Raw genomic sequence first — 23,258 nt, forward strand, 5'->3', positions numbered from 1 at the left:
AGGACTTGCGCTAACGCAAGCCTCGCCCGTCAGAGACTGATGTAACCATGAAGCTACTCGGGTCCCCCCTCATCTTTGGTGACTTCCTCGCCCGCAGCGTGCGGGGTATCTCCTGTGCGCCACCCGCTGACCTCATCCTTGCTCGCAAATAAACATTTGTTAATTACAAGAATGATGATGAGGCACCGAAAATGGCAGACCTGTACGAAAACCCAATGGGCCTGATGGGCTTTGAGTTCATCGAATTCGCATCGCCAACCCCGGGCACCCTGGAGCCGATCTTCGAGATCATGGGCTTCACCAAGGTCGCGACCCACCGTTCCAAGAACGTACACCTGTACCGGCAGGGCGAGATCAACCTGATCCTCAACAACGAACCCAACAGCATCGCCTCCTACTTTGCGGCCGAGCACGGCCCGTCGGTGTGCGGCATGGCGTTTCGCGTCAAGGACTCGCAACAGGCCTACAACCGGGCCCTGGAACTGGGCGCCCAGCCTATCCATATCGAAACCGGCCCGATGGAGCTGAACCTGCCGGCGATCAAGGGCATTGGCGGCGCGCCGCTGTACCTGATCGACCGCTTTGGTGAAGGCAGCTCGATCTATGACATCGACTTCGTGTACCTCGAAGGTGTCGAGCGCAACCCGGTGGGCGCGGGCCTCAAGGTCATCGACCACTTGACCCACAACGTGTACCGCGGCCGCATGGCCTACTGGGCGAACTTCTACGAGAAGCTGTTCAATTTCCGTGAGGCGCGCTATTTCGACATCAAGGGCGAATACACCGGCCTGACCTCCAAGGCCATGAGCGCCCCGGACGGCATGATCCGCATCCCGCTGAACGAAGAATCGTCCAAGGGTGCCGGGCAGATCGAAGAGTTCCTGATGCAGTTCAACGGCGAGGGCATCCAGCACGTTGCCTTCCTCACCGATGACCTGGTCAAGACCTGGGATGCGTTGAAGAAGATCGGCATGCGCTTCATGACCGCGCCGCCAGACACCTATTATGAGATGCTCGAAGGCCGCCTGCCGAACCACGGCGAGCCGGTGGATCAACTGCAGGCACGGGGCATCCTGCTGGACGGCTCGTCAGTGGCGGGGGACAAGCGCCTGCTGCTGCAGATCTTCTCGGAAACCCTGATGGGCCCGGTGTTCTTCGAGTTCATCCAGCGTAAGGGTGACGACGGCTTTGGTGAAGGCAACTTCAAGGCGCTGTTCGAATCCATCGAGCGCGACCAAGTGCGTCGTGGTGTGTTGACCGCTGACTGATCGCCTGGGCGATACACAAAAAAGCCCGACCGGGATTGCACCTGGCCGGGCTTTTTGTTGCCAGGCAGAAACATCGGGACATAGGCGGTTGCCAGCGGCCAGGAACGGAATTCACTGCCAGCGTTACTCAGTGTCATATGCCCAGTTGAGGTTCATGTATGACAGTCATTGCGCACACCGGTAGTCCACCTCCAGGTTTGAATCAGGCAGCAGCCGTCAACGACGTACCCGCCATCAGTCCCTTGGCCCCAACTGTTCCCTCCCCATTAAGTCCTGCCACTGTCGCCCGCGTGACGTTTTCCTCGAACGTGGAATGGAGCAGTGCGCAGGGCGAGCTGACCGCCGCAGGCGTCGAACTGGCCAATGCCGTATTGGCCCCGGGTACCTCATCAACCGTCGGCGCGCAGGTCTGCACGTTCGCGGTGGACGGGATCCAGTCGAGCGACATTCTGGTGGTCAAACGCGTACCCGCCTCTGAAACCGGAACGAATATCCTGTTGTACATTCCTGACGTGGAGGGCAATTCGTTCTTCGAATTCAATAACCTTGAAGAAATGAACGCCTGGCTCAAAGAGGTCGCCATCGACCCTGACAAGTTGGATGTATTTGCCGGGCATTTTTCCCGCAATGCGCCTGCCGATCAGACAAAGCGGGTAAAAGACACGATGACGCGCTTCGCAGCAGGCGATATCAATGCCGTGGTCGGGCCTTTTGGCTACGAAAAGGGCGATATCTTCAATCGCCTGGACAAGCACACAAGCGTGCCGCCGGTACCGGTCAACGGGCTGACGGGGACCTACCTGAAAGTTGAGACCCGTGATGGCCGGGTGACTTTCGCAGGCACACGTCCGGACGGAGAAACCGTACTCTATCAGTACGATGCCTACGGTAACTTCCATGGAGGAGGTAACAAGGGCAACTTCTACTTTGTGAAAAACGGCCTGAACAATGACCAGCCGCTGTCGCCTGTCTCGCGAGAGCAATACTTGAAAACGGTCGTCAGTGTCAGCCTGGATAATGTAGGTGCCAACGATTTATGGGGGCTGTTCGACGAGTTCATCCGCCAACTGAAGAATCCGGGTTCAGGCATTGGGACGGCCTTGATCGCACTGGGCGTGCCTGAGGATGTGGCGCAGTCCATCGAAAAAATCGTCAAAAACCCCGTCACCGGCACCTTGCTTGAACTCAACCATGGCAACCGGCTCGGTAAGCTGTTTGGCGTTGAAAAGGCGCAAATGGACGCCGCACTGACGCAAATAGGCGACGAAATCCAAGGCAGGATTCCGTATTACGGGGCCATCCGAGGGGGGTTGTCGCAAACGGCTGTAATGCTCGAAATGGCAGCAAAAAAAAGCGCTGTCAGGCCTTCTGCTGACGCACCAAATGCTTGAAGCCTTCAAACACCAGCACCATCACCGCGAGCCAGATCGGAAGATACGTCAGCCATTCCCCCGCCTTGATGCTTTCGCCCAACAACAAGGCCACGCCGAGCAGCAGCACCGGTTCTACATAGCTGAGCAGCCCGAACAGGCTGAAGGCCAACAAGCGGCTGGCGACGACGTAGCACACCAGCGCCGACGCACTGATCAAGCCCAGCATCGGGATCAAGGCGTACAAGCCCTTGTGGGCGTCGAGCACGGCAAAACCCTGTTCGCCGCTTTGCACGAACCACAGTGCCACCGGCAACATCAGCGCCATATCGAGCCACAGCCCGCCGAGGTGGTCGGTCTTCAGGCGTTTGCGCAGTACGAAGTAAACCGGGTAGCCGATAATCACTACCAGGGTTGCCCAGGAGAATCCGCCCACCTGATACAACTCGTTCAGCACACCAGCACCGGCGAAGAACACCGCAATCTTTTGCAGGCGTGACAATTGTTCGCCATACACCAGCCGACCGGTCAGCACCATCGTCAATGGCAGCAGGAAATAGCCCAGCGATACATCCAGGCTGCGACCGTTGAGCGGCGCCCACATGAACAGCCACAACTGCACCCCCAGCAGCGCCGAAGACACCACGACCCCGCCGATCAGCGCGGGTTTGGCCGCAACCAGCCGAACCAGTTCCCACACCCGTCGCCACTCGCCGCTGACAATCATGAACACGGTCATGCAGGGCACCGTCAACAACATGCGCCAGCCGAAGATCTCCAGGCCGCTCAAGGGCGTAAGCAGCGACGTGAAGTAATACATTACGGCAAACAACACCGAGGCCAAGACCGATAACACAACACCTTTAGACACACTGTCCTCACGAAAGCCGATTGATACAAAAGAAGGGGGGATTTCAGGGAGGGAATATAGTGCTTTTGAGGTGAGATGTTTGCTCTGTTTTGGAGCGGTTTATGGGAGGATTTCTCAGGTCCCCCCATAAAAGGGACTTATGGCCGGGCAACTCGCCCCGACACAAAGTGGCTCACATCATTGAACCCTGGCGTCGACGCATGCCCTGGCGTGACCAGCGAGTCGATGAATGCTTCGTCCTCCGCCGTGATCTTCACCTCCAGCGCGCCGGTGTAGGCATCCCACTGCGCCTCGGTGCGCGGCCCGACAATCGCCGAACTGACCGCCGAGTTGTTCAGGACCCAGGCAATCGCGAACTCGACAATCCCCACGCCACGGCCCTGGGTGTATTGCTGGATCTGCTGGGCGATGCGCAGGGATTCAACGCGCCATTCGGTTTCCAGGATGCGCTTGTCCTGGCGTCCGGCACGGCTGCCGGCTTCAGGCGTTACGTCCGGCGCATATTTGCCGCTGAGCACGCCACGGGCCAGCGGGCTGTAAGGCACCACGCCCAGGCCATACGCGGCGGCGGCGGTGATCTGCTCCACCTCGGCCTGACGGTTGACGATGTTGTACAGCGGCTGGCTGATGATCGGTTTGTCCACCCCCAGGCGCTCGGCCACGCGGATCACTTCGGCGATCCGCCAGCCGCGGTAGTTGGACAAGCCCCAGTGGCGGATCTTGCCCTCGCGGATCAAGTCGCCAATCGCTGAAATCGTGACTTCCAGTGGCGTGTTGTGGTCTTCGCGGTGCAGGTAATAGATGTCCAGGTAATCGGTGTCGAGGCGCGTCAGGCTGGCTTCCAGCGCATTGAAAATCCGCTTGCGACTCAGGCCGCTGCGGTTCGGCAGGCCATCCGCCGGGCCGATGCCGACCTTCGAGGCCAGCACCCAATCCTGGCGCTGGCGGGCGATGGCTTCGCCGACGATTTCCTCGGAGCGCCCTCCGGTGTAGACGTCGGCGGTGTCGATAAAGTTGATGCCTTGATCCCAGGCCTTGTCGATGATGCGCAGCGAGTCCTCGGTGTTGGTCTGCTCGCCAAACATCATGCTGCCCAGGGTCAGTGCGCTGACCTTCAACCCGGACTGGCCCAGTGTGCGGTAAATCATCGTGAACACCTCAAAAGGGGGAGACAGGCCCTATCCAATACCAGAGAGCAAGGCTCTGGAACAAGCCCCGCGACGGTTATTGCGGTAATAGTTCGGCGCAGCGCAGTTGCAGGAAGCGATGCAGTACCTTGACCCGCTCCGACACCTGCAACCGATGGGGACACATCAGATTGAACGGGGTCGGTTCGCCTTGCCAATCGGTGAGCAACGGCACCAGGCGCCCGGCCTTGATATCGCGCGCTACATCCAGCCGCGCTTTATAGGCGATGCCGTGCCCGGCCAATGCCCAGCGCCGCACGATCTCGCCGTCATCACTCAGGTAGTCGCCGCCGACCTCGACTTCCTGCAGCACCTCGCCCTGGCGAAAGTACCAGGTGTTGTTCGCCCGACCCTGGCGCATATAGCGCAGCGTGCTGTGTTGTGCCAGGTCCTGAGGGAGGCGTGGCGTACCGTGGCGCGCGAGGTAGTCGGGGCTGGCGCACGCCACCCGCGTGTGGTCGGGCACCACCGGCAACGCGACCAGGCTGGAGTCCCGTGGTACGCCGAAACGCAGGGCGATGTCGACGGTTTCGCGGAACAGGTCGGCATTGCTGTCGTTGAGCAGCAACTGAAGGCGCACGTTCGGGTGTTCGAGCTTGAACTCATCCAGCCAGCCCAGCAGCACATTGCGCCCGAAATCCGAGGGCGCGGCCAATTGCAGTAACCCGCTCAGGCTCTGGCCTTGCTGCTTGACCGCCTGTTCGCCTTCCGACAGCGCCTCCAGGGCCACGCGCACACTGTCGAGGTAGCGCCGGCCTTCTTCGGTCAGGCGCATGCTGCGGGTGGAACGCGCCAGCAGCCGGATGCCCAGGCGGGTTTCCAGGCGCTTGAGGGCAATGCTCGCTGCGGCCGGGGTCAGGCTGAGGCTGCGGGCAGCTGCCGACAGGCTGCCGGTGTCAGCAGTGCGCACGAACACTTCAAGGTCGAGGATTGAGCTCATTTGTAAAAATCCTTTAAAGATCTTGTCGTTTTACCGGGATTTTTCAACGATTGCCAAGCTGGGAAGATGAAAGCTCATTTTCTCAGCCAGGTATTTCCCCATGACATCTCCCCTCAACGGCAAAACCATCATCGTCATTGGCGGCAGCAGCGGCATTGGTGCCGCGGTGGCCAAGCAGGCCGTGGCACGCGGTGCCCACGTGGTGCTGGCCGGGCGGCGCTTGTCTTCAACCGTGGAGAACGGGGTGCGCAGCGAGCAGGTGGACGTGACCGACGCAGCCTCATTACAGCGCTTGTTCGAAACCGTGGGGCCGTTTGAACATCTGGTCTACACCGCAGGGCCTGCGGTGCAGGCCAAGGCCCTGATCGAGACCGACCTGAACCTGGCGCAAGACAACTTCAACGTGAAGCTCTGGGGTTCGCTGCGGGCGATCCAGTCGGCGCTGCCATTTCTCGCCGAGCGCGGCAGCATCACCCTGACGTCGGGGCAGTTGGGGCGCAAAACGGTTGCGGGGCAATTCATCAAGACCGGCATCAATGCGGCGACCGAAGCGCTGGGCAAGCAACTGGCCAAGGAACTGGCGCCACGGCGGGTCAATGTGGTCAGCCCGGGCGTGATCGACACCGAGGCGTATGCCGGATTGTCCGATGAGCAGCGACTGGCAATGTTTGCCAAGGCGGGCGGGGCGTTGCCGGTGGGGCGCGTGGGGCAGGCCGAAGAAGTGGCTGCCGGGTATGTGTTGGCGATGGAGAACGGGTTTATCACCGGTAGCGTGATTGATGTCGACGGCGGCGGATTACTCTAAAGGCAGCTGAATAAAAAAGGTCCCGCTTTCAGGCGGGACCTGCATTATCAGTAATAGGGCCGTGCTTAATAACGTGGCACCGGAACCGGTTGTGGCGGGTAGTAATAGCCTGGAGGCGGCGCCTGGTAATAGACCGGTGGCGGCTGTTGGATGTACACCGGCTGCGGTTGCACGTAAACTGGTTGCTGCTGCACATAGACCGGAGGCTGGGAGTTGGCGACCACCGAACCCACTACGAGACCGCCGACAACCGCACCCAGCAAAGCCGGGCCACCCCAGCCCCAACCACCGCCATGCCCGTACCCATAACCGTGACCCCAGCCATAGCCATATCCTCCACGGGCTTCTGCTTGCCCTGCGATGGCGAGGGTGGCAATGAGCAACATGGCTACTTTCATTTTTGAGAGTCGACTGATCATGATAAGTCCTCTACGTATGCACCGAACCGGTCTTGATAATATCCCCGGGCATATGCTTCAGACAGCGGTTTCGGACGGGATGATGGGGTACGAAAGTAAAGGCTGGGTAAAGGTTGTAGCCTATTTGTTACCTGGAATGGGCGTAGAGGTTAATACGGCTGTCAGGCGGTAGTTTGCCTATAAAAACACGCCTTTATATGAGCAGATAGATGACCGGCGCCGCCCTCGATATCGCGGCACCGGTCAGCGCTGATTCAAGCCTTGAGTGTGCGCGTCATGCGCAACGCCAACACACTGCCCGCGACGATCACCGCCGCCAGCAGGTACAGCGCCAGGTCCGTAGACCCGGTGGCATCTTTCACAAATCCGACGATATACGGGCTGAGGAACCCCGCCATCTGGCCCATGGAGTTGATCAACGCCAGACCACCCGCTGCCGCACCTGCGCTGAGCATCGCGGTTGGCACCGGCCAGAACATCGGCAGGCCGGTGAGGGCACCCATGGTGGCGATGGTCAGGCCGAGGATCGCAATGGCCGGCGTGGTTGCAAAGTTCACCGCAATCACCAGCCCGATCGCGCCCATCAGCATCGGCACCACCAGGTGCCAGCGACGCTCCTTGCGCAAGTCGGCAGAGCGGCCCACCAGCAGCATGAACACCGCCGCCAGCAGGTACGGGATCGCACTCAACCAGCCAATCACCAGGTTATCGCTGAAGCCCATGTTCTTGATGATCGATGGCAGCCAGAAGTTGATGGCGTACACACCGCTCTGGATGCAGAAGTAGATCAGGCCGAACGCCCAGATCGCCGGGTTCTTGAACACTTCCAGCAGCGAGTCGCTGGTGGTCTTCGGCTTGTTGGCCAGGTCGGTCGCCTGGTCGGCTTCCAGCACCGCGCGCTCATGGGGCGTGAGCCACTTGGCGTTGGCAAAGCTGTCGCTGAGCAGGAAGTAGGCGAGGGCGCCGAGGATCACCGTCGGCACGCCTTGCAGCAGGAACATCCACTGCCAGCCCGCAAGCCCGCCCTGGCCGGCGGCGAAGTGGTTGAGGATCCAGCCGGAGAACGGGCTGCCGAGCAGGCCGGATACCGGAATTGCCGACATGAACAGCGCCATGATCCGCCCACGGCGGAAGGTCGGGAACCACTGCGAGAGGTACAGCACCACGCCCGGGAAGAACCCGGCTTCAGCGGCGCCGGTCAGCAGGCGCAAGCCGTAGAAGTGCGTCGGTGTGGTAACGAACAACAGGCAGGTGGACAGGGCGCCCCAGACGATCATCATCAGCGCAATCCAGCGCCGTGGACCGAATTTGGTCAGCGCCAGGTTGCTCGGCACGCCGCACAGCACGTAGCCGATAAAGAAGATCCCGGCACCGAGGCCGTACACGGTCTCGCTGAATTTCAGGTCGTCGAGCATCTGCAACTTGGCAAAGCCGACGTTGACGCGGTCGAGGTAGTTGAACAGGTAGCAGATGAAAATGAAGGGGATCAGGCGCAGGGTGATGCGCTTGTATACGGCGTTTTTATCGTCATCGGTGGCCTGGGTAACAGCGGCGCTCTGTGACATGGCAGTCTCTCTTTATTATGATTTTTCGCGATGCGAGGGTAACGTTGATCGCCCAACGAGTCTCGGCCACCTCAAGGGGTGCTGTCTTTGTGCTCGCGCACAGTGAAGCATGGTTTGCGCTGTGCCTATGAACAACCGGTTTTTTTCAGGAATTTAGCCCCATGTTCGAGCTGGATCATGACCTGGCGCAGGATATCGTCAATCGCACCATGGCGATCCTGCCCTATAACGTCAACGTCATGGACAGCCAGGGCCTGATACTGGGCAGCGGCGAACCCGAGCGGATCAACACCCGCCACGAAGGCGCGCAGTTGGTGCTGGCCAACGGGCGGGTGGTGGAGATCGACGGCCAGACCGCTAAGCACCTCAAGGGCGTGCAACCCGGGATCAACCTGCCGCTGCTGCACGACCAGCGCCTGATCGGCGTGCTGGGCATTACCGGTGAGCCGGAATTGCTGCGCACCTATGCCGAACTGGTGCGCATGACCGCCGAAATGCTGGTCAGCCAGCGTCACCAGCAAGCCGAGCAACAATGGCGGCGCCAGCGCTGCGATGATCTGCTGGCACTGCTGCTGGCCGAGACCGGCGATTCGCCGCGCCTGGTGGATGAAGCCCAGCAACTGGGCCTCAAGCCGCAGCTGGCGCGCACGCCGTACCTGTTCGAGCTGGGCAGCGGCCAGTCGGCCGAGGCCTTGAGCGCCTGGCTGACCTCGCGCTACCCCGACAGCTGGTGCGTCAGCTCCGCGCAGTTTTCCCTGCTGTGGTGCCGGCCTGCGTCGGTGCAAGTCGATAACCCGCGCCTGCTGGAAAAGCTCGACGGCCTGGGCTGGAACATCCTGCGGGTCGCCGTCGGCGGGCAAGCGGACGGGCTGGCCGGCCTGCGCCGTTGTTACCGGCGGGTCGGCGACCTGCTCGCCTATGGCCGTGATGTGCTGCCCGAATCGCGGTTGCTGACCCTCAATCGCTACCGCCTGCCGGTCATGCTCTGGCGCCACCGCAACGACGACGCCCTCGACGAACTGCTCAACCCGCTGCGCAAGGTACTGGCCAAGGACAGCAACGGCCAGTTGCTGGCGACCCTGCGCAGCTGGTGCGACCACGACGGCCAAAGCCAGGCCTGCGCCGATGCCCTGGGGATCCACCGCAACAGCCTGCGCTACCGCATGGAACGCATCGCCGAGCTGAGCGGCGTCGACCCGCTGACCCTCGACGGCATGCTCGCGTTGTACCTCGGCGTGCAGCTATTGCCGCAAGCTTTGTCCAAATGAACAACAAACCCCAGCCACTCTTGTGCAATGGACCGGCGTTATTGCCGGTGCCAACTGGCAGCATGGGCGTTATAAAAACCGGAGAAAGCCCATGAAAATCATCATCGCCCCCGACTCGTTCAAGGACAGCCTGAGTGCTGAAGGCGTGGCGAATGCCATTGCCGAGGGGTTGGCCAGCGTGTGGCCCGACGCCGAGCTGATCAAGTGCCCGATGGCGGACGGTGGTGAGGGCACGGTGGAATCGGTACTCGCCGCCTGCCAGGGCGAGCTGCGCACCAGCCGTGTGCAAGGGCCATTGGGCGGCAGTGTCGACGCGCATTGGGGCTGGTTGGCCGAGAGCCACACCGCAATCATCGAAATGGCCGAAGCCAGCGGCCTGCAACTCGTGCCACCGGGTCAGCGAAATGCGTGTTCCAGCAGCACCTTCGGCACCGGCGAACTGATCCGCGCCGCCCTGGATGCCGGCGCCCAGCGCATCATCCTGGCCATTGGCGGCAGCGCCACCAACGACGGCGGCGCCGGGGCGATGCTAGCCCTGGGTGTGCAGTTGTTTGATGCCGAGGGAGCAGCGCTGCCCCTTGGCGGCCTGGCGCTGGGCAAGCTGTCGCGCATCAGCCTTGAGCAACTGGACCCCCGCCTGAACGAAGTGCGCTTCGAAATCGCCGCCGACGTGAACAACCCTTTATGCGGTCCTCACGGGGCCTCGGCGATTTTTGGCCCGCAAAAGGGCGCCAATCCCCAGCAAGTCGAACAACTGGATGCGGCCCTCGGCCATTTTGCCGATCACTGCGCCAGGGTATTGCCCAAAGACGTACGCGACGAACCCGGCAGCGGTGCCGCCGGTGGCTTGGGTTTCGCCGCCAAGGCGTTCCTTGGCGCGCAGTTTCGCGCGGGTGTTGAAGTGGTCGCAGAGCTTGTTGGGCTTGAGCAAGCCGTGCGTGGCGCCGACCTGGTGATCACCGGCGAAGGCAGGTTCGATGCCCAGACCCTGCGCGGCAAGACCCCGTTTGGCGTGGCGCGGATCGCCAGACAGCACAACGTGCCGGTGATCGTGATCGCCGGCACCCTGGGGGATGGCTACGAGCAAATGTACGCCCACGGCGTGGATGCCGCGTTCGCCTTGCCGTCCGGCCCGACTACCCTGGAACAGGCCTGCAGCGAGGCACCGCGCCTGTTGCGCGAGCGCGCCTCGGACATTGCCCGGGTCTGGAAATTGGTGGCTGCGCGTTCCCGATGAGTGCAGTGCAGGGCTCGCCATTCTGGGGCCTTGCCGCCTACACTGGTCGGCCACGTGTTTTTCAAAGGACGAAACACCATGCACACACCTGAACCCAAGATCGTTATCACGCGCTTCACCGAGGCCCATCTTGAAGGCGTCGCTGCGCTCTACAACGACCGGGCTGTATGCCGTCAGGTGCTGCAAATGCCTTTCCAGTCGGTCGAGGCCTGGCGCAAACGCCTGGTGCAGGACAACGAGCGGCGGCTACAGCTGGTGGCGCTGCATGCCGGTGAAGTGATCGGCCAGCTGGGTTTGGAACAGTATTTGCGCGTGCGCCAAAGCCACGTCGGTTCATTCGGCATGGGCGTCGCCACCGCCTGGCAGGGCAAGGGCGTGGGCTCCCGGCTGCTGGGCGCGGCGCTGGAGGTGGCGGATAACTGGATGAACCTGCACCGGGTGGAACTCACGGTGTACGCCGACAACGAAGCCGCCCACCGGCTGTACCACAAGTTCGGCTTCGAGACCGAAGGCCTGCTGCGCGACTACGCCGTGCGTGACGGCGCATTCGTCGACACGCTGACCATGGCGCGCATCCGCAAGCCGGCCTAGTCGTCCTGCAACGCAAACGCCACCGCAGCCTGCGCATGCAGCTCGGTGGTGTCCAGCAAGGGCAGGTCGCTGTGCTGCGGCTTGATCAACAGGCTGATTTCCGTACAGCCGAGGATGATGGCCTGGGCGCCACGGGCGGCCAAAGACTCGATCACCCGCTGGTACACCTCGCGCGATGCGTCGCTGATCACCCCGACGCACAACTCTTCGTAAATGATCCGGTGCACGGCCTGGCGCTCTTCAGCGTCCGGCACCAGCACGGTCAGCCCCTGCGCCGCCAGGCGTGACTTGAGAAACTCCTGCTCCATGGTAAACGCGGTACCCAGCAGGCCAACGCTCAGGGTGCCAGCTTCCACGGCCGCCGCGCCGGCAGCGTCTGCAATATGCAGAAACGGTATCGACACCGCCGCTTCAATCCGCGGCGCTACCAGGTGCATGGTGTTGGTACACAGCACGATGCACTCGGCGCCCCCGGCTTGCAGGCGGCGGGCGGCGTCTTCGAGGATCAGCGCCGCATCGTCCCAGCGCCCGGCGTGCTGGGCCTGCTCCACCGGGCCGAAGTCGACGCTGTACATCAACAGTTGTGCCGAGCGCAGCGGCCCGAGCTGGTCGCGCACGTTCTGGTTGATGATGCGGTAATACTCGGCGCTGGACTCCCAGCTCATGCCGCCGATAAGGCCGATGGTGCGCATGCGATGCTCCTGAATTGGACGGGCGAGGGCACCACATTACCCGCGCGCTGCGCTTTAGTCATACGCCGGTGTGCGGCATCTGCCATGATCAAGGCTCGCAACATGGGTCACCCAAGGAGCACGGCAATGGACGATGTACAACAACTGGGCGAGATGCTGCGTCATTACGCCGACAGCGAAGCCCACAAGAAACAGCAGTTCGAAGTGCAGTCGGCCCATTGGGCGCAGAAGATCGGCGAGTTGTTCGGCCAGATCGAGCAGTGGCTTGCGCCTGTGAAGACGGTCGGTTTGCTGGAAGTGCAGCGCGAGGCGTACGTGGCTTCCGGCCCCAGCGTGCCGGTGGAGACCTCCACCTTCAAGACCGAGAAACTGACCATCCATATCGCCGGCAAACCGGTGGAGTTCGTGCCGGATGTGATGGGCGCCGGCGGTTTGATTTCGCTGTCGGTGATGGGCTTGACCGCCGCCCGCTACGGCAGCATTTCCCTGGTATTGCTGCCGGGGAAAAACGACTGGCTGTGGAAGAAAACCAACGGTTTGAAAGACCCGGATACGTTCGGCTTCGATGCCAACTTCCTGGCGTTGCAGTTGCAGAGCCTGATTCCCCGCGAACGCGGCTAGTCGCTCAATGTGGTGCTTGTGTGGGAGCGGGCTTGCTCGCGAAAGCGGTGTGTCAGTCGCTGTATATGTTGACTGAACCACCGCATTCGCGAGCAAGCCCGCTCCCACAATTAGATCTCTATATTGCCCCAGTCCTGCTTTGTTTCCTCAGGCGCCACCGCGTTGACCCGCTTGCCCGTGGCCAGCTCCACCCGCCGTGCCACCTCCGGGTCATCGGCGAACGGCGTCAGGCTGGCCTCATCCAGGCTCTCCTTCGACTGGCCCCGCAGGCAATACTCAACCGCGCCATACAGACTGATCACCGCCGCCAGGTTCAGCGCTATCTCCCACATCAGGCGATCTGCGCGTCAAGCTGCGCCACCTTCAAATCCGCCACTCGCACCGTGCGCCAGGTGTTGTACGCCATCAGCAACATGCCGCTGAGGAAGAACACCCCGCCGACGAATCGCACCACAAATCCCGGATGGCTGGCCTGTAACGCTTCCACAAACGAGTAGGTGAGGGTGCCGTCATCGTTCACCGCCCGCCACATCAGGCCCTGGGTGATGCCGTTGACCCACATCGACGCGATGTACAGCACCGTGCCAATGGTCGCCAGCCAGAAGTGCATATTGATCAGCCCCACACTGTGCATCTGCGCGCGCCCGAAGATTTTCGGGATCATGTGGTACAGCGAGCCAAACGTGATCATCGCCACCCAGCCCAGGGCGCCGGCGTGGACGTGGCCGATGGTCCAGTCGGTGTAATGGGAGAGGGCGTTGACGGTCTTGATCGCCATCATCGGCCCTTCAAAGGTCGACATCCCGTAGAACGCCAGCGACAGCACCAGGAAGCGCAGGATCGGGTCGGTGCGCAATTTATGCCAGGCCCCGGAAAGCGTCATCATGCCGTTGATCATCCCGCCCCAGCTCGGCGCCAGCAGGATCAGCGACATCGCCATCCCCAGCGACTGCGCCCAGTCCGGCAGCGCGGTGTAGTGCAGGTGGTGCGGACCGGCCCAGATGTACAGGGTGATCAGCGCCCAGAAGTGCACGATGGACAGGCGATAGGAATACACCGGCCGCCCGACCTGCTTCGGCACGAAGTAGTACATCATCCCCAGGAAACCGGTGGTCAGGAAGAACCCCACGGCGTTGTGCCCGTACCACCACTGCACCATAGCGTCGGTGGCCCCGGAATACACCGGGTAGGACTTGAACCAGTCCACCGGGATCGACAGGTGATTGACCACGTGCAGCATGGCGATCACCACGATGAACGCACCGAAGAACCAGTTGCCGACGTAGATGTGCTGGGTCTTGCGCTGCACCACAGTGGTGAAAAACACGATCGCATAGGCCACCCACACCACGGTCATCCACACCGCGCCGCTGAACTCGATCTCGGCGTATTCCTTGGTGGTGGTGTAACCCAGTGGCAGGCTGACCAGCATGATCACGATCACCGACTGCCAGCCCCAAAAGGTAAAGGCAGCGAGCTTGTCCGAGTACAGCCGTACCTGGCAGGTGCGCTGTACTGCGTAGTAGCTGGCGGCGAATTGCGCGCTGCCGGCAAAGCCGAAAATCACCAGGCTGGTGTGCAGCGGGCGCAGGCGGCCGAAGGTGGTCCACGGCAGGTCGAGGTTCATCTCGGGCCACACCAGTTGCGAGGCGATCCACACGCCCATGGCCATGCCGACCACGCCCCAGACGATGGTTGCAATGACGAATTGACGCACGACCTTGTAGTTGTAGGCCTGTGCGGTTGATGGTGGTTGCATGCTTAGTCCTCCCACGGTTCCAAGTGGGCGGCACTGTAGGAAGTATGGGTAGAACAATACAGACTCAGACCCGGGTCATTAATACGGATCAGCCACTAACCTGCATTTTTCGCACGTTACCCCCGTCAATAAATCGTTTGTCCAACCCCCGCCCAATGACAAAACTGCAAGTCACTCGCAAAACAACAACGATTGGGCAAAAAACCATATGCAAATCGAGCGCAACTTTTACAACGGCCACTTCGCCGAACCTGCCAGCACCGCCCAAATCGCGGTCTACAACCCCGCGACCGAGGCCCAGGTAGGCCGGGTGTCCGCCGCCACCCCTGATGAAGCCATTGCGGCCGTCGATGCCGCCGCCAGCGCACAGAAAACCTGGGGCAAGCTCACCAGCATCCAGCGCGCCGAACACCTGCGGGCTTTCGCCGCCGCCCTCGAAACCTGCGCTGAAAGCATAGGCCGGGCGCTGGCCAGCGAATCCGGCAAAAGCCTCGACGACGCCAGCAACGAAGCGCGCTACGCCGCCCAGATCACCCGCTACCACGCCGAATGGGCACGCCGCATCGAAGGCGAAATCATCCCCAGCGACACCCCGGACGAAAACCTGTTCCTGCAACGCGAGCCCATTGGCGTCGTGGCTTGCCTGATTCCGTTCAACTACCCGGTCTATACCCTGCTGCGCAAAATCGCCCCGGCGCTGATTGCCGGCAACACCGTGGTGGTGCGCCCGAGCAACAACACGCCGTTGTCCGCCTTTGAAATCGCCCGCGCCGTCGAGCAGTCGGGCATGCCGGCCGGCGTGATCAACATCCTGACCATGGACCACGCCACCGCCGCCGCCCTGTGCACCCACAAGGCCGTGGGCCTGATCACCCTGACCGGCAGCGTCAACGCCGGGCGCATCGTGCTCGACTACTGCAAGGCCAACATCGCCAAGCCGTCCCTGGAGCTGGGCGGCAAGACCCCGGCGATCATCGAGGCCGACGCCGACCTGGAAAAAGCCGCCAGCGACATCATCGCTTCCAAGACCACCCACTGCGGCCAACTGTGCACGGCCGTCGAGCGGGTGTATGTGCAGGAAAGCGTCTATGACCGATTCCTGGCTCTGCTCAAGGCCAAGATCGGCGCCGTCAAATTCGGTGACCGTGCCACGGATGCGGGCCTGATGGGCCCACTGGTCAACGCCAGCTCCCGGCAGAATATTCACGTCATGGTCGAGCGCGCCATCGCCGACGGTGCTGTACTGGAAACAGGCGGCGTACTCCCCGAAGGTCCGGGCCATTTCTACCCGCCGACGCTGCTCAGCGCCTGCCGCCAGGACATGGAAATCATCCAGGAAGAAATCTTCGGCCCGGTGCTGCCGGTGCTCAAGTACCGCGATATCGACGAAGCGCTGGCCATGGCCAACGATCACCAGTTCGGCCTGTCGTCGGTGCTCTATACCGAGAACTACCGCACGGCCATGAAAGTCGCCAACGCCATCGAGGCCGGCGAGTTGTACGTCAATCGCACTCCGGCCGACCCTTACCAGGGTTTCCACGCCGGCTGGAAACGCTCAGGGCTGGGCGGCGATGACGGTAAGCACGGGATGCTTGAATTCACCCAGACCCGTTTGGTGGTCATGAAGTACTGATTCACCGACCACCGGCTTTACCTCAATAAAAACAATTATCGGGGCACCTGCACAGTGGGTGCCCGAGGTCTACAAGATGTCCAAGCCTGCACCCGTTGCCCAGGGTTTCGATGCCGTGTCCGCGGCTAAAAGCGACAAAGCCAGTCGCTACTTCCAATTGATGTTGCTGGTATTGGCTGCCGGGGCGATCTACCCGATCCTCTACCTGCGCCAGGTCTACCAGACCACCATGCTCGAGGTGTTCCAGATCAACCACAGCCAGCTGGGTTATCTGTACTCGATGCTCGGTACGATCTTCCTGCTCAGCTACCTGCCGAGCGGCTGGTTGGCCGATCGCCTGCCGCCACGCTTCCTGATCTTCTTTTCGCTGGTGGCCACCGGGGCCCTGGGTATCTGGTACTCCACCGTGCCGTCGATGACCGGCCTGATGATCATCTTCGGCTGCTGGGGCCTGACCACCGGCCTGACCTTCTGGGCTTCGGTGCTCAAGCGGGTGAAGATGATCGCCCATCACAGTGAGCAGGGCCGTTTCTTCGGCATCCTCGACGGCGGCCGTGGCCTGGTGGAAGCCTTGCTGGCGACCGTGGCCCTGGGGCTGTTCGCCTACGCCACCGAGACCCGCAGCCAAACTGCGGCCGAAGGCTTCAAGCACGTGGTCTACCTGTATTCGTTCGTGTGTATCGCCATTGGTTGTGTGCTGGTGCTGCTCAAGGACCCCAAGTCCATGGCCGAAACTGCGGCGGTGGAGAAGGGCAAGTTCAACCTGATCGCCGACCTCACCACCCTGGTGAAAATCCCCGAGCTGTGGCTGGTGACCGCCATCGTGTTCTGCGGTTACCACATGTTCTGGGCCACCTACAGCTTCTCCGATTACCTGCAAGGCAGCGGCATGACCGCCGTGATGGCCGGCACCATCACCACCATCAAGTTGTGGATGCGACCCATCGGCGGGATCGGCGGCGGCTGGCTGGGGGACAAGTTTTCGAACATCTCGGTGCTGATCGTCGCGCTGATGCTGGTGACCCTGGCGATGGTCGGCCTGATCGTGTTCCCGGCCATTGGCAGCCTCGGCTTGCTGATCGGCACGGTGATCTTTATCGGCCTGATGACCTACGCGATTCGCGGCCTGTACTGGGCGATCCTCGACAGCTGCGACATCCCGCTGCGCATCACCGGCCTGGCCATCGGCATCGTCTCGGTGGTGGGTTACCTGCCGGACACCTTTATCCCGCTGATCAATGGCTACCTCACCGACACATACCCGGGGCAGGTCGGCTACAACCTGTACTTCGGCTACATCGCCTTCATCGGCGTGCTCGGGACCCTCGCGGCCCTGACCTTGCGCGCCCGGATCAATCGTAAAAAATTCAACCAGACAGGTGCCTGAGATGAAAATCGTCGCCCTTGAAACCCATATTGTCGCCGTACCGCCGCCGCACATCGGCGGCATGTATTGGCTGTTCGTCAAACTGAAAACCGACTGCGGCATCGAAGGCGTGGGCGAGATCTACGCCGCCACCTTCGGCCCCAAGGCCATGCTGCCGATCATCGAGGACGTGTTCGAGCGCTACCTGCTCAACCACGACCCGCACCATATCGAGCGCTTCTTCCGCCAGGCGTACTCCAGCGGCTTCACCCAGCGTCCCGACCTGACCATGATGGGCGTGGTCAGCGGCCTGGAAATGGCCTGCTGGGACATCATCGGCAAGGCCGCCAACAAACCGGTCTATGAGTTGCTGGGGGGCAAGGTCAACGAACGCCTGCGTTCCTACACCTACCTGTACCCGGTCAACAGCAAGGGCGAGTACGACTACGACGACCCGGACCTGGCCGCCGAATGCGCGATCGAGAACATGAACAAGGGCTTCACCGCCGTGAAGTTCGACCCGGCAGGCCCGTACACCGCGTACTCCGGCCACCAGATCTCCCTGGAAGTGCTGGAACGCTGCGAAACCTTCTGCCGCAAGATTCGCGAGGCGGTGGGCGACAAGTGCGACCTGCTGTTCGGCACCCACGGGCAGATGGTGCCCTCGTCGGCGATTCGCCTGGCCAAGCGCCTGGAGAAATACGACCCGCTGTGGTTCGAAGAACCGGTGCCTCCGGGTCAGGAAGAGGCCATGGCCCAGGTCGCGGCCAAGACCAGCATTCCCATCGCCACCGGCGAGCGCCTGACCACCAAGTACGAGTTCTTCAAGCTCTTGCAGGCCGGTGGTGCATCGATCCTGCAAATGAACGTGGCCCGCTGCGGCGGCCTGCTGGAAGCCAAGAAAATCGCGAGCATGGCCGAGGCCTACTACGCGCAGATCGCCCCGCACCTGTACAACGGACCGATCGGCGCAGCCGCGAGTTTCCAGTTGGCCACGTGCACGCCGAACTTCCTGATCCAGGAAAGCATCATGACCTGGGGCGGCTTCCATGCGGAAGTGCTGACCAAGCCGCTGCAATGGGAGGACGGCTACATCATCCCGTCCACCGAGCCGGGCCTTGGGGTGGAGCTGAACATGGACGTGGTGCGCAAGCACACGCCGTACACCGGCGAGCGGCTGCACCTGCAAATGGCGCCCACGCCTGCTGACGTGAAAGACACTTCGCCCGCCAAGGGCTAAAAAAAACGACTTATGCGGTAACCGTGAATGACATACGACTACATCATCGCCGGCGCCGGCGCCGCAGGTTGCGTCCTGGCCAACCGACTCTCCGCCTCGGGCGAGCATTCGGTATTGCTGCTGGAAGCCGGCGGCAAGGACAGCTCCTGGTGGTTCAAGATCCCGGTCGGTTTCGCCAAGATGTACTACAACCCGACCTTCAACTGGATGTACTACAGCCAGCCGCAAAAACAGCTGGCCGACCGTGCCATCTATGCCCCGCGGGGCAAGGTGCAGGGCGGTTCCGGCTCGATCAACGCCATGATCTACGTGCGCGGCCAGGCCCATGATTTCGATGACTGGGCGGCTAATGGCAACGACGGCTGGGGCTTCAAGGACGTGCTGCCGTACTTCCGCAAGCTGGAAAATCACCCCCTGGGCGACACCGAATACCACGGCAGCAGCGGCCCCATCAGCATCACCCCGATGAAGGGCCAGACCCATGCCATCTGCGATGTATTTCTCAAGGGCTGCGAGCAATTGGGCTATGGCCTGAGCGATGACTTCAACGGGCCGAACTTCGAAGGTGCGGGCCTCTACGACGTCAACACCCGCAACGGTGAGCGCTGCTCCAGCAGCTTTGCGCACCTGCACCCGGCGTTGGGTAGGCCGAACCTGACCGTGGAGTTGCATGCGCTGGTAGACCGCGTGCTGTTCGACGATCAACAACGCGCTACCGGCATCAGCGTGACCCAGCACGGCGTGGTTCGCACCTTCAGCGCGCGCAAGGAAGTGATCCTGTGCGCCGGGGCGGTGGATACGCCGAAGATCCTGCAACTGTCGGGTGTGGCGGACAAGCAATTGCTCGCCGAACACAACATCCCGTTGGTCAAGGACCTGCCTGCAGTGGGGCAGAACCTGCAGGACCACCTCTGCGCCAGTTATTACTACAAGGCCAATATCCCGACCCTGAACGACCAGCTCAGTTCGCTGTTTGGCCAGTTCAAACTTGGCCTCAAATACCTGCTGACCCGCAAGGGCGCGCTGGCCATGAGCGTCAACCAGGCCGGCGGGTTCTTTCGCGGCAACGAAGGGCAGGCGCACCCCAATCTGCAGCTGTACTTCAACCCGCTGTCGTACCAGATCCCGAAAAACAACAAGGCCAGCCTCAAGCCCGAGCCGTATTCAGGCTTCCTGCTGTGCTTCAACCCGTGCCGGCCTACCAGCCGCGGGACGATCCGCATCGCCTCGAAAAACCCACGGGACGCGGCCTTGATCGACCCCAACTACCTGAGCACCCAAAAGGACATCGACGAGGTGATCCAGGGCAGCCGGCTGATGCGCAAGATCATGCAGGCTCCGGCGCTCAAGGGCGTGACGGTGGCCGAGGTATTGCCGGGGCCGGCGGTGCAAACCGATGAGCAGATGCTGCAGTACTTCCGCGAGAACAGCGGCTCGATCTATCACCTGTGTGGCTCTTGCGCCATGGGCTCGGACCCGCTGGTGTCGGTGGTGGACAAGCGCCTGAAGGTGCACGGGATGCAAGGGCTGCGGATTGTCGATGCGTCGATTTTCCCCAACGTGACCTCGGGCAATACCCATGCGGCGGTGTTGATGGTGGCGGAGAAGGGCGCGGATCTGATCCTGCAGGATGCCTGAGTGCACCACCGATAAAATGTGGGAGCGGGCTTGCTCGCGAAGGCGGTGTGTCAGGCGCTGGATATGTCGACTGAACCACCGCCTTCGCGAGCAAGCCCGCTCCCACAGGGGGATTTAATTCGGTAGAGAGACCGTGTTCTGCCACTGGGCAACCGTTTCGGCACTGATGCTTACCCCACCACACACAATCACCACCACATCCTCAACCCCGGCAATCGCCCCATGCTCCAGATACGCCACGGCCAACGAAACCCCACATGCCGGTTCCACCAACTGGCGTAAATCATCGGCGTACCGCGCCACGCCCATCATCGCGTCGGCATCACTCAACACCACGCATTGATGGGCAAACCTGCCGATATGCTGCACCGGCCACGCCGCCACCTGGGTCGCGGCCAACGACTTGGCCACGGTATCGATCTTCGCCAGCCGCACGGGCTTTCCAGCCTCTACGGCAGCAGCAAACGAAGCCGCGCCCGCCGTTTCACACGCAATCACCTTGCAGCCGAACCGCCCATGACGCTCCAGGCCCGTCAGAACGCCCGCGAGCAGTCCACCGCCGCCCACCGAGGTCACGATGGCGCCCACCTGAGGGTAGTCCTCAAGAATCTCATCGATCATGCTGCTGTGGCCTTCCCACAACAGCGGGTGATCAAAGGCCGGCACATACAGTGCCTCGGGTGCTTTGGAGAGTTGCAGCGCCAGCTCATTGGATTGATCCCACAGATCACCGTGTACCACCACCTCGGCCCCGGCCTGGCGGATGCGTGCGCAGGTGGCTTCGGGGGTGGTGGTCGGCACCACGATCCGCGCCTGCAACCCCAGGCCGCGCGCCGCGAAGGCCGTGGCCAGCCCGGCATTGCCGCCGGAGGGGCATACCACCGTGGTCTTGCCCTGGCTCGCCGCGTAGGCGCACAGCGTGGTCATGCCGCGCAACTTGAACGAGCCACAGGGTTGCAGGTTCTCGAGCTTCAGCCAGACCCGCCGGGTAGCGGTAGACAAGCCGGGGTGCAGGATCAACGGGGTGCGAATCGGCAGCATTTCACAAGTTCCTTTTGGGTGAGGCTGCCATCCTACCTCAGCTCGTGGCTGCCACCAGGGGGGCGGCCGGTGTCCTGCGGCGCGTCACATGGCTGATGCCCATGATGATCAACGGCGTGAACAGGGCGATGTAGGCGTTGTCGATGCCCCACGGATTACCGGCGAGGAACCAGCCCACGGTCGCGAGCAACGAGGCAATGATGCTCAGGAATGCCCCGGCCGCCGTGCCGAATTTCGGCGCGTAGAACACCATCAACACCAGCACGGCCAGGGAGGCGCGTAACGCCTTGCCGAGGAAGGCGATCATCAGCACTTTGTCCGAGGTCAGTGCCAGGGCAATCGGCAACAGGCCGACAGCGATGGTCGCCAGGCGCACGAAGCGCAGGGACTTGGCGTCGCTTTTTTCCGGGTTGAACCATGGCTCGTAGAAGTCCCGCAGCAACAACGTCGCCGAGCCCATGCTCACCGCCGAAATGGTGCCGAACAGCGAGCCGGCAAGGCCTGCCACCACCAGCCCGGCCGTCAGTTGGTCCATGCTGGCGATCAGGGTGGGGAAGGCTTGCAGGGAGTCGACATGGGGGAACAGCACCGCGCTGCACATACCGATCAGTGCTGCGCCGATGCCGAACGGCACCATCAGCACCGCCACGTAGAAGCAGGCGCGCTGGGCCTTGCCTGCGTGGCTGACGGTGTTCACCGCCTGGATTACGTATTGGGTGGAGAAGATCGAACCGATCCCGGCGATCATCCAGGCGATGATCTGGCCCCAACCCACGGCGGTCCAGTCAAACATGCTGGCAGGCAATTGCGCTTGCAGCTGGCCGATGCCGCCCACCTGCTTCAAGCCGAACCACAAGGCCAAGCCGACGCCCAGGTATTTCAGGGCGGCGTGGACGAAGTTGGTGTAGATCACTGAGCGCATGCCGCCGATGCTGACGTATGCCACCGAGACTACGCCGACGATCACGATCGCCAGGGTTCGGTCTACTTGCATCACGCTGGCCAATACGGCGCCGCCGCTGGCGTAGATCGAGACGGCGACGATCTCCAGGGCAAAGATGGTGATGATCGACGTGGCGAAGCGGGTGCGTTGGCCGTAGTTGCGCGCGAGTACGCCGGAGATGGTGTTGTCGCCCAGGTCCTTGTATTTGCGCGCCAGTAGCCAGGCGAAGAGTACGAAGCCCAGGGCCAGGGCGAACAGGTTCCAGGCGGCGGAGATGCCGACCTTGAAACCGGTTTGGGCGGTGCCGATGCTGACTGCGGTGCCGATAAATTCCGAGAGCATCAGGAAGCCGATCAGGAACGCCGGGAAGTGGCCGCCGCCGGTGGTGTAGTTGTTGGCGCTGCGGGAGTGACGGCGCACGCCGTAGCTGATCAGTGCCAGGCTGAGCATGTACAGGCCGGTGATGGACAGTACGATCCATGAGGAGTGGGTGGGCATTTTTTATACTCTTTAGGTATTTTTGTAATTGTGGATAGTTTCCTCTGCTGGTTTTGCTTTCGTCTAATATCGGGTTGGTATGGTTTGATACTCTTTTGGTATGGGTGTATATCCGTTATCTGGGTGACGGCTACCTATGGTTTCGCTCTTACGGCGAGGGCCGCTGCGCAATACCTGCGTTCGGCCTCGAGCTTATTGGGGCAGTCAGATCAAGATTAAAAGCAAGAGCACGGCGGCCTGAAAGCCGACCTGAGTGTTAAAAACCAAGCGCTTTTCTGTAGGAGCCGGCTTGCCGGCGATGCAGAC

The 23,258-nt window shown here is 61.8% G+C and carries 21 protein-coding genes; 11 read left to right on the forward strand and 10 right to left on the reverse strand.

Features of this window, described 5'->3' with window-relative positions:
* Positions 1-191: 191 nt before the first annotated feature.
* Complete coding sequence (hppD, locus tag HX869_RS10000) at positions 192-1,268, forward strand: 4-hydroxyphenylpyruvate dioxygenase (protein WP_003212566.1); 1,077 nt, start codon at positions 192-194, stop codon at positions 1,266-1,268.
* 158 nt (positions 1,269-1,426) lie between these two features.
* Positions 1,427-2,659: a dermonecrotic toxin domain-containing protein gene (locus tag HX869_RS10005; protein WP_256736760.1), complete on the forward strand. Its 1,233-nt coding sequence runs from the start codon at positions 1,427-1,429 to the stop codon at positions 2,657-2,659.
* Here HX869_RS10005 and rarD read toward each other — a convergent pair.
* The 3 genes from rarD to HX869_RS10020 all read right to left on the reverse strand — a co-directional run bounded on the left by rarD (position 2,628) and on the right by HX869_RS10020 (position 5,636).
* On the reverse strand, positions 2,628-3,509 hold the full coding sequence (rarD, locus tag HX869_RS10010) for an EamA family transporter RarD (protein WP_023658818.1): 882 nt from the start codon (positions 3,507-3,509) through the stop codon (positions 2,628-2,630). The two genes, HX869_RS10005 and rarD, sit on opposite strands and share 32 nt — an antisense overlap.
* A 137-nt stretch (positions 3,510-3,646) precedes the next feature.
* Positions 3,647-4,657 (reverse strand): aldo/keto reductase, encoded by a 1,011-nt coding sequence (locus tag HX869_RS10015; protein ID WP_008432538.1) that lies wholly within the window; start codon positions 4,655-4,657, stop codon positions 3,647-3,649.
* Between the two features lie 76 nt (positions 4,658-4,733).
* Positions 4,734-5,636, reverse strand: a complete 903-nt coding sequence (locus HX869_RS10020) for a LysR family transcriptional regulator (protein WP_008432540.1) — start codon at positions 5,634-5,636, stop codon at positions 4,734-4,736.
* 100 nt (positions 5,637-5,736) lie between these two features.
* Here HX869_RS10020 and HX869_RS10025 point away from each other — a divergent pair, with 100 nt between their 5' ends.
* On the forward strand, positions 5,737-6,441 hold the full coding sequence (locus HX869_RS10025) for an SDR family oxidoreductase (RefSeq protein WP_178903033.1): 705 nt from the start codon (positions 5,737-5,739) through the stop codon (positions 6,439-6,441).
* 65 nt (positions 6,442-6,506) lie between these two features.
* Here the strand turns inward: HX869_RS10025 and HX869_RS10030 are convergent, their stop codons facing one another.
* Together HX869_RS10030 and HX869_RS10035 are read right to left on the reverse strand one after the other, a co-directional pair.
* On the reverse strand, positions 6,507-6,860 hold the full coding sequence (locus HX869_RS10030) for a hypothetical protein (protein ID WP_023658819.1): 354 nt from the start codon (positions 6,858-6,860) through the stop codon (positions 6,507-6,509).
* 254 nt (positions 6,861-7,114) lie between these two features.
* Positions 7,115-8,425 (reverse strand): MFS transporter, encoded by a 1,311-nt coding sequence (locus HX869_RS10035; protein WP_003212559.1) that lies wholly within the window; start codon positions 8,423-8,425, stop codon positions 7,115-7,117.
* A 161-nt stretch (positions 8,426-8,586) separates the two neighbouring features.
* Between HX869_RS10035 and HX869_RS10040 the strand changes: the two genes are divergently transcribed.
* The 3 genes from HX869_RS10040 to HX869_RS10050 all read left to right on the forward strand — a co-directional run bounded on the left by HX869_RS10040 (position 8,587) and on the right by HX869_RS10050 (position 11,521).
* A complete protein-coding gene (locus tag HX869_RS10040) occupies positions 8,587-9,693 on the forward strand; it encodes a sugar diacid recognition domain-containing protein (protein ID WP_003212558.1) in 1,107 nt (368 codons plus the stop codon).
* A 91-nt stretch (positions 9,694-9,784) separates the two neighbouring features.
* Positions 9,785-10,930 (forward strand): glycerate kinase, encoded by a 1,146-nt coding sequence (locus HX869_RS10045; RefSeq protein WP_177008518.1) that lies wholly within the window; start codon positions 9,785-9,787, stop codon positions 10,928-10,930.
* A gap of 78 nt (positions 10,931-11,008) precedes the next feature.
* Entirely contained in the window at positions 11,009-11,521 is a 513-nt protein-coding gene (locus tag HX869_RS10050; RefSeq protein WP_178903034.1) for a GNAT family N-acetyltransferase, read from the forward strand.
* Here HX869_RS10050 and HX869_RS10055 read toward each other — a convergent pair.
* Positions 11,518-12,213 (reverse strand): aspartate/glutamate racemase family protein, encoded by a 696-nt coding sequence (locus tag HX869_RS10055; protein WP_003212555.1) that lies wholly within the window; start codon positions 12,211-12,213, stop codon positions 11,518-11,520. The genes HX869_RS10050 and HX869_RS10055 overlap by 4 nt on opposite strands.
* 126 nt (positions 12,214-12,339) lie before the next feature.
* Here HX869_RS10055 and HX869_RS10060 point away from each other — a divergent pair, with 126 nt between their 5' ends.
* On the forward strand, positions 12,340-12,834 hold the full coding sequence (locus HX869_RS10060; protein ID WP_003212554.1) for a hypothetical protein: 495 nt from the start codon (positions 12,340-12,342) through the stop codon (positions 12,832-12,834).
* 110 nt (positions 12,835-12,944) lie between these two features.
* On the opposite strand, the gene HX869_RS10065 is transcribed toward HX869_RS10060, so the two are convergent.
* Complete coding sequence (locus tag HX869_RS10065; protein ID WP_178903035.1) at positions 12,945-13,166, reverse strand: cbb3-type cytochrome c oxidase subunit 3; 222 nt, start codon at positions 13,164-13,166, stop codon at positions 12,945-12,947.
* The gene (ccoN, locus tag HX869_RS10070; protein ID WP_008432550.1) at positions 13,166-14,593 is read right to left on the reverse strand and encodes a cytochrome-c oxidase, cbb3-type subunit I; all 1,428 of its coding nucleotides are present in this window, start codon (positions 14,591-14,593) and stop codon (positions 13,166-13,168) included. Before ccoN ends, HX869_RS10065 begins: the two co-directional genes overlap by 1 nt.
* Positions 14,594-14,801: 208 nt before the next feature.
* Between ccoN and aldA the strand changes: the two genes are divergently transcribed.
* The 4 genes from aldA (at position 14,802) to HX869_RS10090 (ending at position 20,470) form a co-directional block, all read left to right on the forward strand.
* Positions 14,802-16,226 (forward strand): aldehyde dehydrogenase, encoded by a 1,425-nt coding sequence (aldA, locus tag HX869_RS10075; protein WP_178903036.1) that lies wholly within the window; start codon positions 14,802-14,804, stop codon positions 16,224-16,226.
* A gap of 76 nt (positions 16,227-16,302) precedes the next feature.
* Positions 16,303-17,613: a nitrate/nitrite transporter gene (locus tag HX869_RS10080; RefSeq protein WP_008432552.1), complete on the forward strand. Its 1,311-nt coding sequence runs from the start codon at positions 16,303-16,305 to the stop codon at positions 17,611-17,613.
* A gap of 1 nt (position 17,614) precedes the next feature.
* Entirely contained in the window at positions 17,615-18,832 is a 1,218-nt protein-coding gene (locus HX869_RS10085; protein WP_008432553.1) for a mandelate racemase/muconate lactonizing enzyme family protein, read from the forward strand.
* Between the two features lie 27 nt (positions 18,833-18,859).
* Positions 18,860-20,470 carry a GMC family oxidoreductase gene (locus HX869_RS10090; protein ID WP_177039956.1) on the forward strand — a complete coding sequence of 537 codons (1,611 nt, stop codon included), beginning with the start codon at positions 18,860-18,862 and terminating at the stop codon, positions 20,468-20,470.
* 114 nt (positions 20,471-20,584) lie between these two features.
* On the opposite strand, the gene HX869_RS10095 is transcribed toward HX869_RS10090, so the two are convergent.
* Positions 20,585-21,511 (reverse strand): pyridoxal-phosphate dependent enzyme, encoded by a 927-nt coding sequence (locus HX869_RS10095; RefSeq protein ID WP_178903037.1) that lies wholly within the window; start codon positions 21,509-21,511, stop codon positions 20,585-20,587.
* A gap of 37 nt (positions 21,512-21,548) precedes the next feature.
* A complete protein-coding gene (locus HX869_RS10100; RefSeq protein ID WP_134326584.1) occupies positions 21,549-22,952 on the reverse strand; it encodes a sodium:solute symporter family protein in 1,404 nt (467 codons plus the stop codon).
* Between the last annotated feature and the right edge of the window lie 306 nt (positions 22,953-23,258).

This window comes from Pseudomonas sp. P7779 (genome assembly GCF_013386315.1).
GTDB lineage: Bacteria > Pseudomonadota > Gammaproteobacteria > Pseudomonadales > Pseudomonadaceae > Aquipseudomonas.

Excerpts from the sequence above, each read along its gene's own strand:
- hppD (WP_003212566.1), top strand. The coding sequence starts at position 192 with ATGGCAGACCTGTACGAAAACCCAATGGGCCTGATGGGCTTTGAGTTC.
- HX869_RS10005 (WP_256736760.1), top strand. The coding sequence starts at position 1,427 with ATGACAGTCATTGCGCACACCGGTAGTCCACCTCCAGGTTTGAATCAG.
- HX869_RS10015 (WP_008432538.1), bottom strand. The coding sequence starts at position 4,657 with ATGATTTACCGCACACTGGGCCAGTCCGGGTTGAAGGTCAGCGCACTG.
- HX869_RS10020 (WP_008432540.1), bottom strand. The coding sequence starts at position 5,636 with ATGAGCTCAATCCTCGACCTTGAAGTGTTCGTGCGCACTGCTGACACC.
- HX869_RS10025 (WP_178903033.1), top strand. The coding sequence starts at position 5,737 with ATGACATCTCCCCTCAACGGCAAAACCATCATCGTCATTGGCGGCAGC.
- HX869_RS10030 (WP_023658819.1), bottom strand. The coding sequence starts at position 6,860 with ATGATCAGTCGACTCTCAAAAATGAAAGTAGCCATGTTGCTCATTGCC.
- HX869_RS10035 (WP_003212559.1), bottom strand. The coding sequence starts at position 8,425 with ATGTCACAGAGCGCCGCTGTTACCCAGGCCACCGATGACGATAAAAAC.
- HX869_RS10040 (WP_003212558.1), top strand. The coding sequence starts at position 8,587 with ATGTTCGAGCTGGATCATGACCTGGCGCAGGATATCGTCAATCGCACC.
- HX869_RS10045 (WP_177008518.1), top strand. The coding sequence starts at position 9,785 with ATGAAAATCATCATCGCCCCCGACTCGTTCAAGGACAGCCTGAGTGCT.
- HX869_RS10050 (WP_178903034.1), top strand. The coding sequence starts at position 11,009 with ATGCACACACCTGAACCCAAGATCGTTATCACGCGCTTCACCGAGGCC.
- HX869_RS10055 (WP_003212555.1), bottom strand. The coding sequence starts at position 12,213 with ATGCGCACCATCGGCCTTATCGGCGGCATGAGCTGGGAGTCCAGCGCC.
- HX869_RS10060 (WP_003212554.1), top strand. The coding sequence starts at position 12,340 with ATGGACGATGTACAACAACTGGGCGAGATGCTGCGTCATTACGCCGAC.
- HX869_RS10065 (WP_178903035.1), bottom strand. The coding sequence starts at position 13,166 with ATGTGGGAGATAGCGCTGAACCTGGCGGCGGTGATCAGTCTGTATGGC.
- ccoN (WP_008432550.1), bottom strand. The coding sequence starts at position 14,593 with ATGCAACCACCATCAACCGCACAGGCCTACAACTACAAGGTCGTGCGT.
- aldA (WP_178903036.1), top strand. The coding sequence starts at position 14,802 with ATGCAAATCGAGCGCAACTTTTACAACGGCCACTTCGCCGAACCTGCC.
- HX869_RS10080 (WP_008432552.1), top strand. The coding sequence starts at position 16,303 with ATGTCCAAGCCTGCACCCGTTGCCCAGGGTTTCGATGCCGTGTCCGCG.
- HX869_RS10085 (WP_008432553.1), top strand. The coding sequence starts at position 17,615 with ATGAAAATCGTCGCCCTTGAAACCCATATTGTCGCCGTACCGCCGCCG.
- HX869_RS10090 (WP_177039956.1), top strand. The coding sequence starts at position 18,860 with ATGACATACGACTACATCATCGCCGGCGCCGGCGCCGCAGGTTGCGTC.
- HX869_RS10095 (WP_178903037.1), bottom strand. The coding sequence starts at position 21,511 with ATGCTGCCGATTCGCACCCCGTTGATCCTGCACCCCGGCTTGTCTACC.
- HX869_RS10100 (WP_134326584.1), bottom strand. The coding sequence starts at position 22,952 with ATGCCCACCCACTCCTCATGGATCGTACTGTCCATCACCGGCCTGTAC.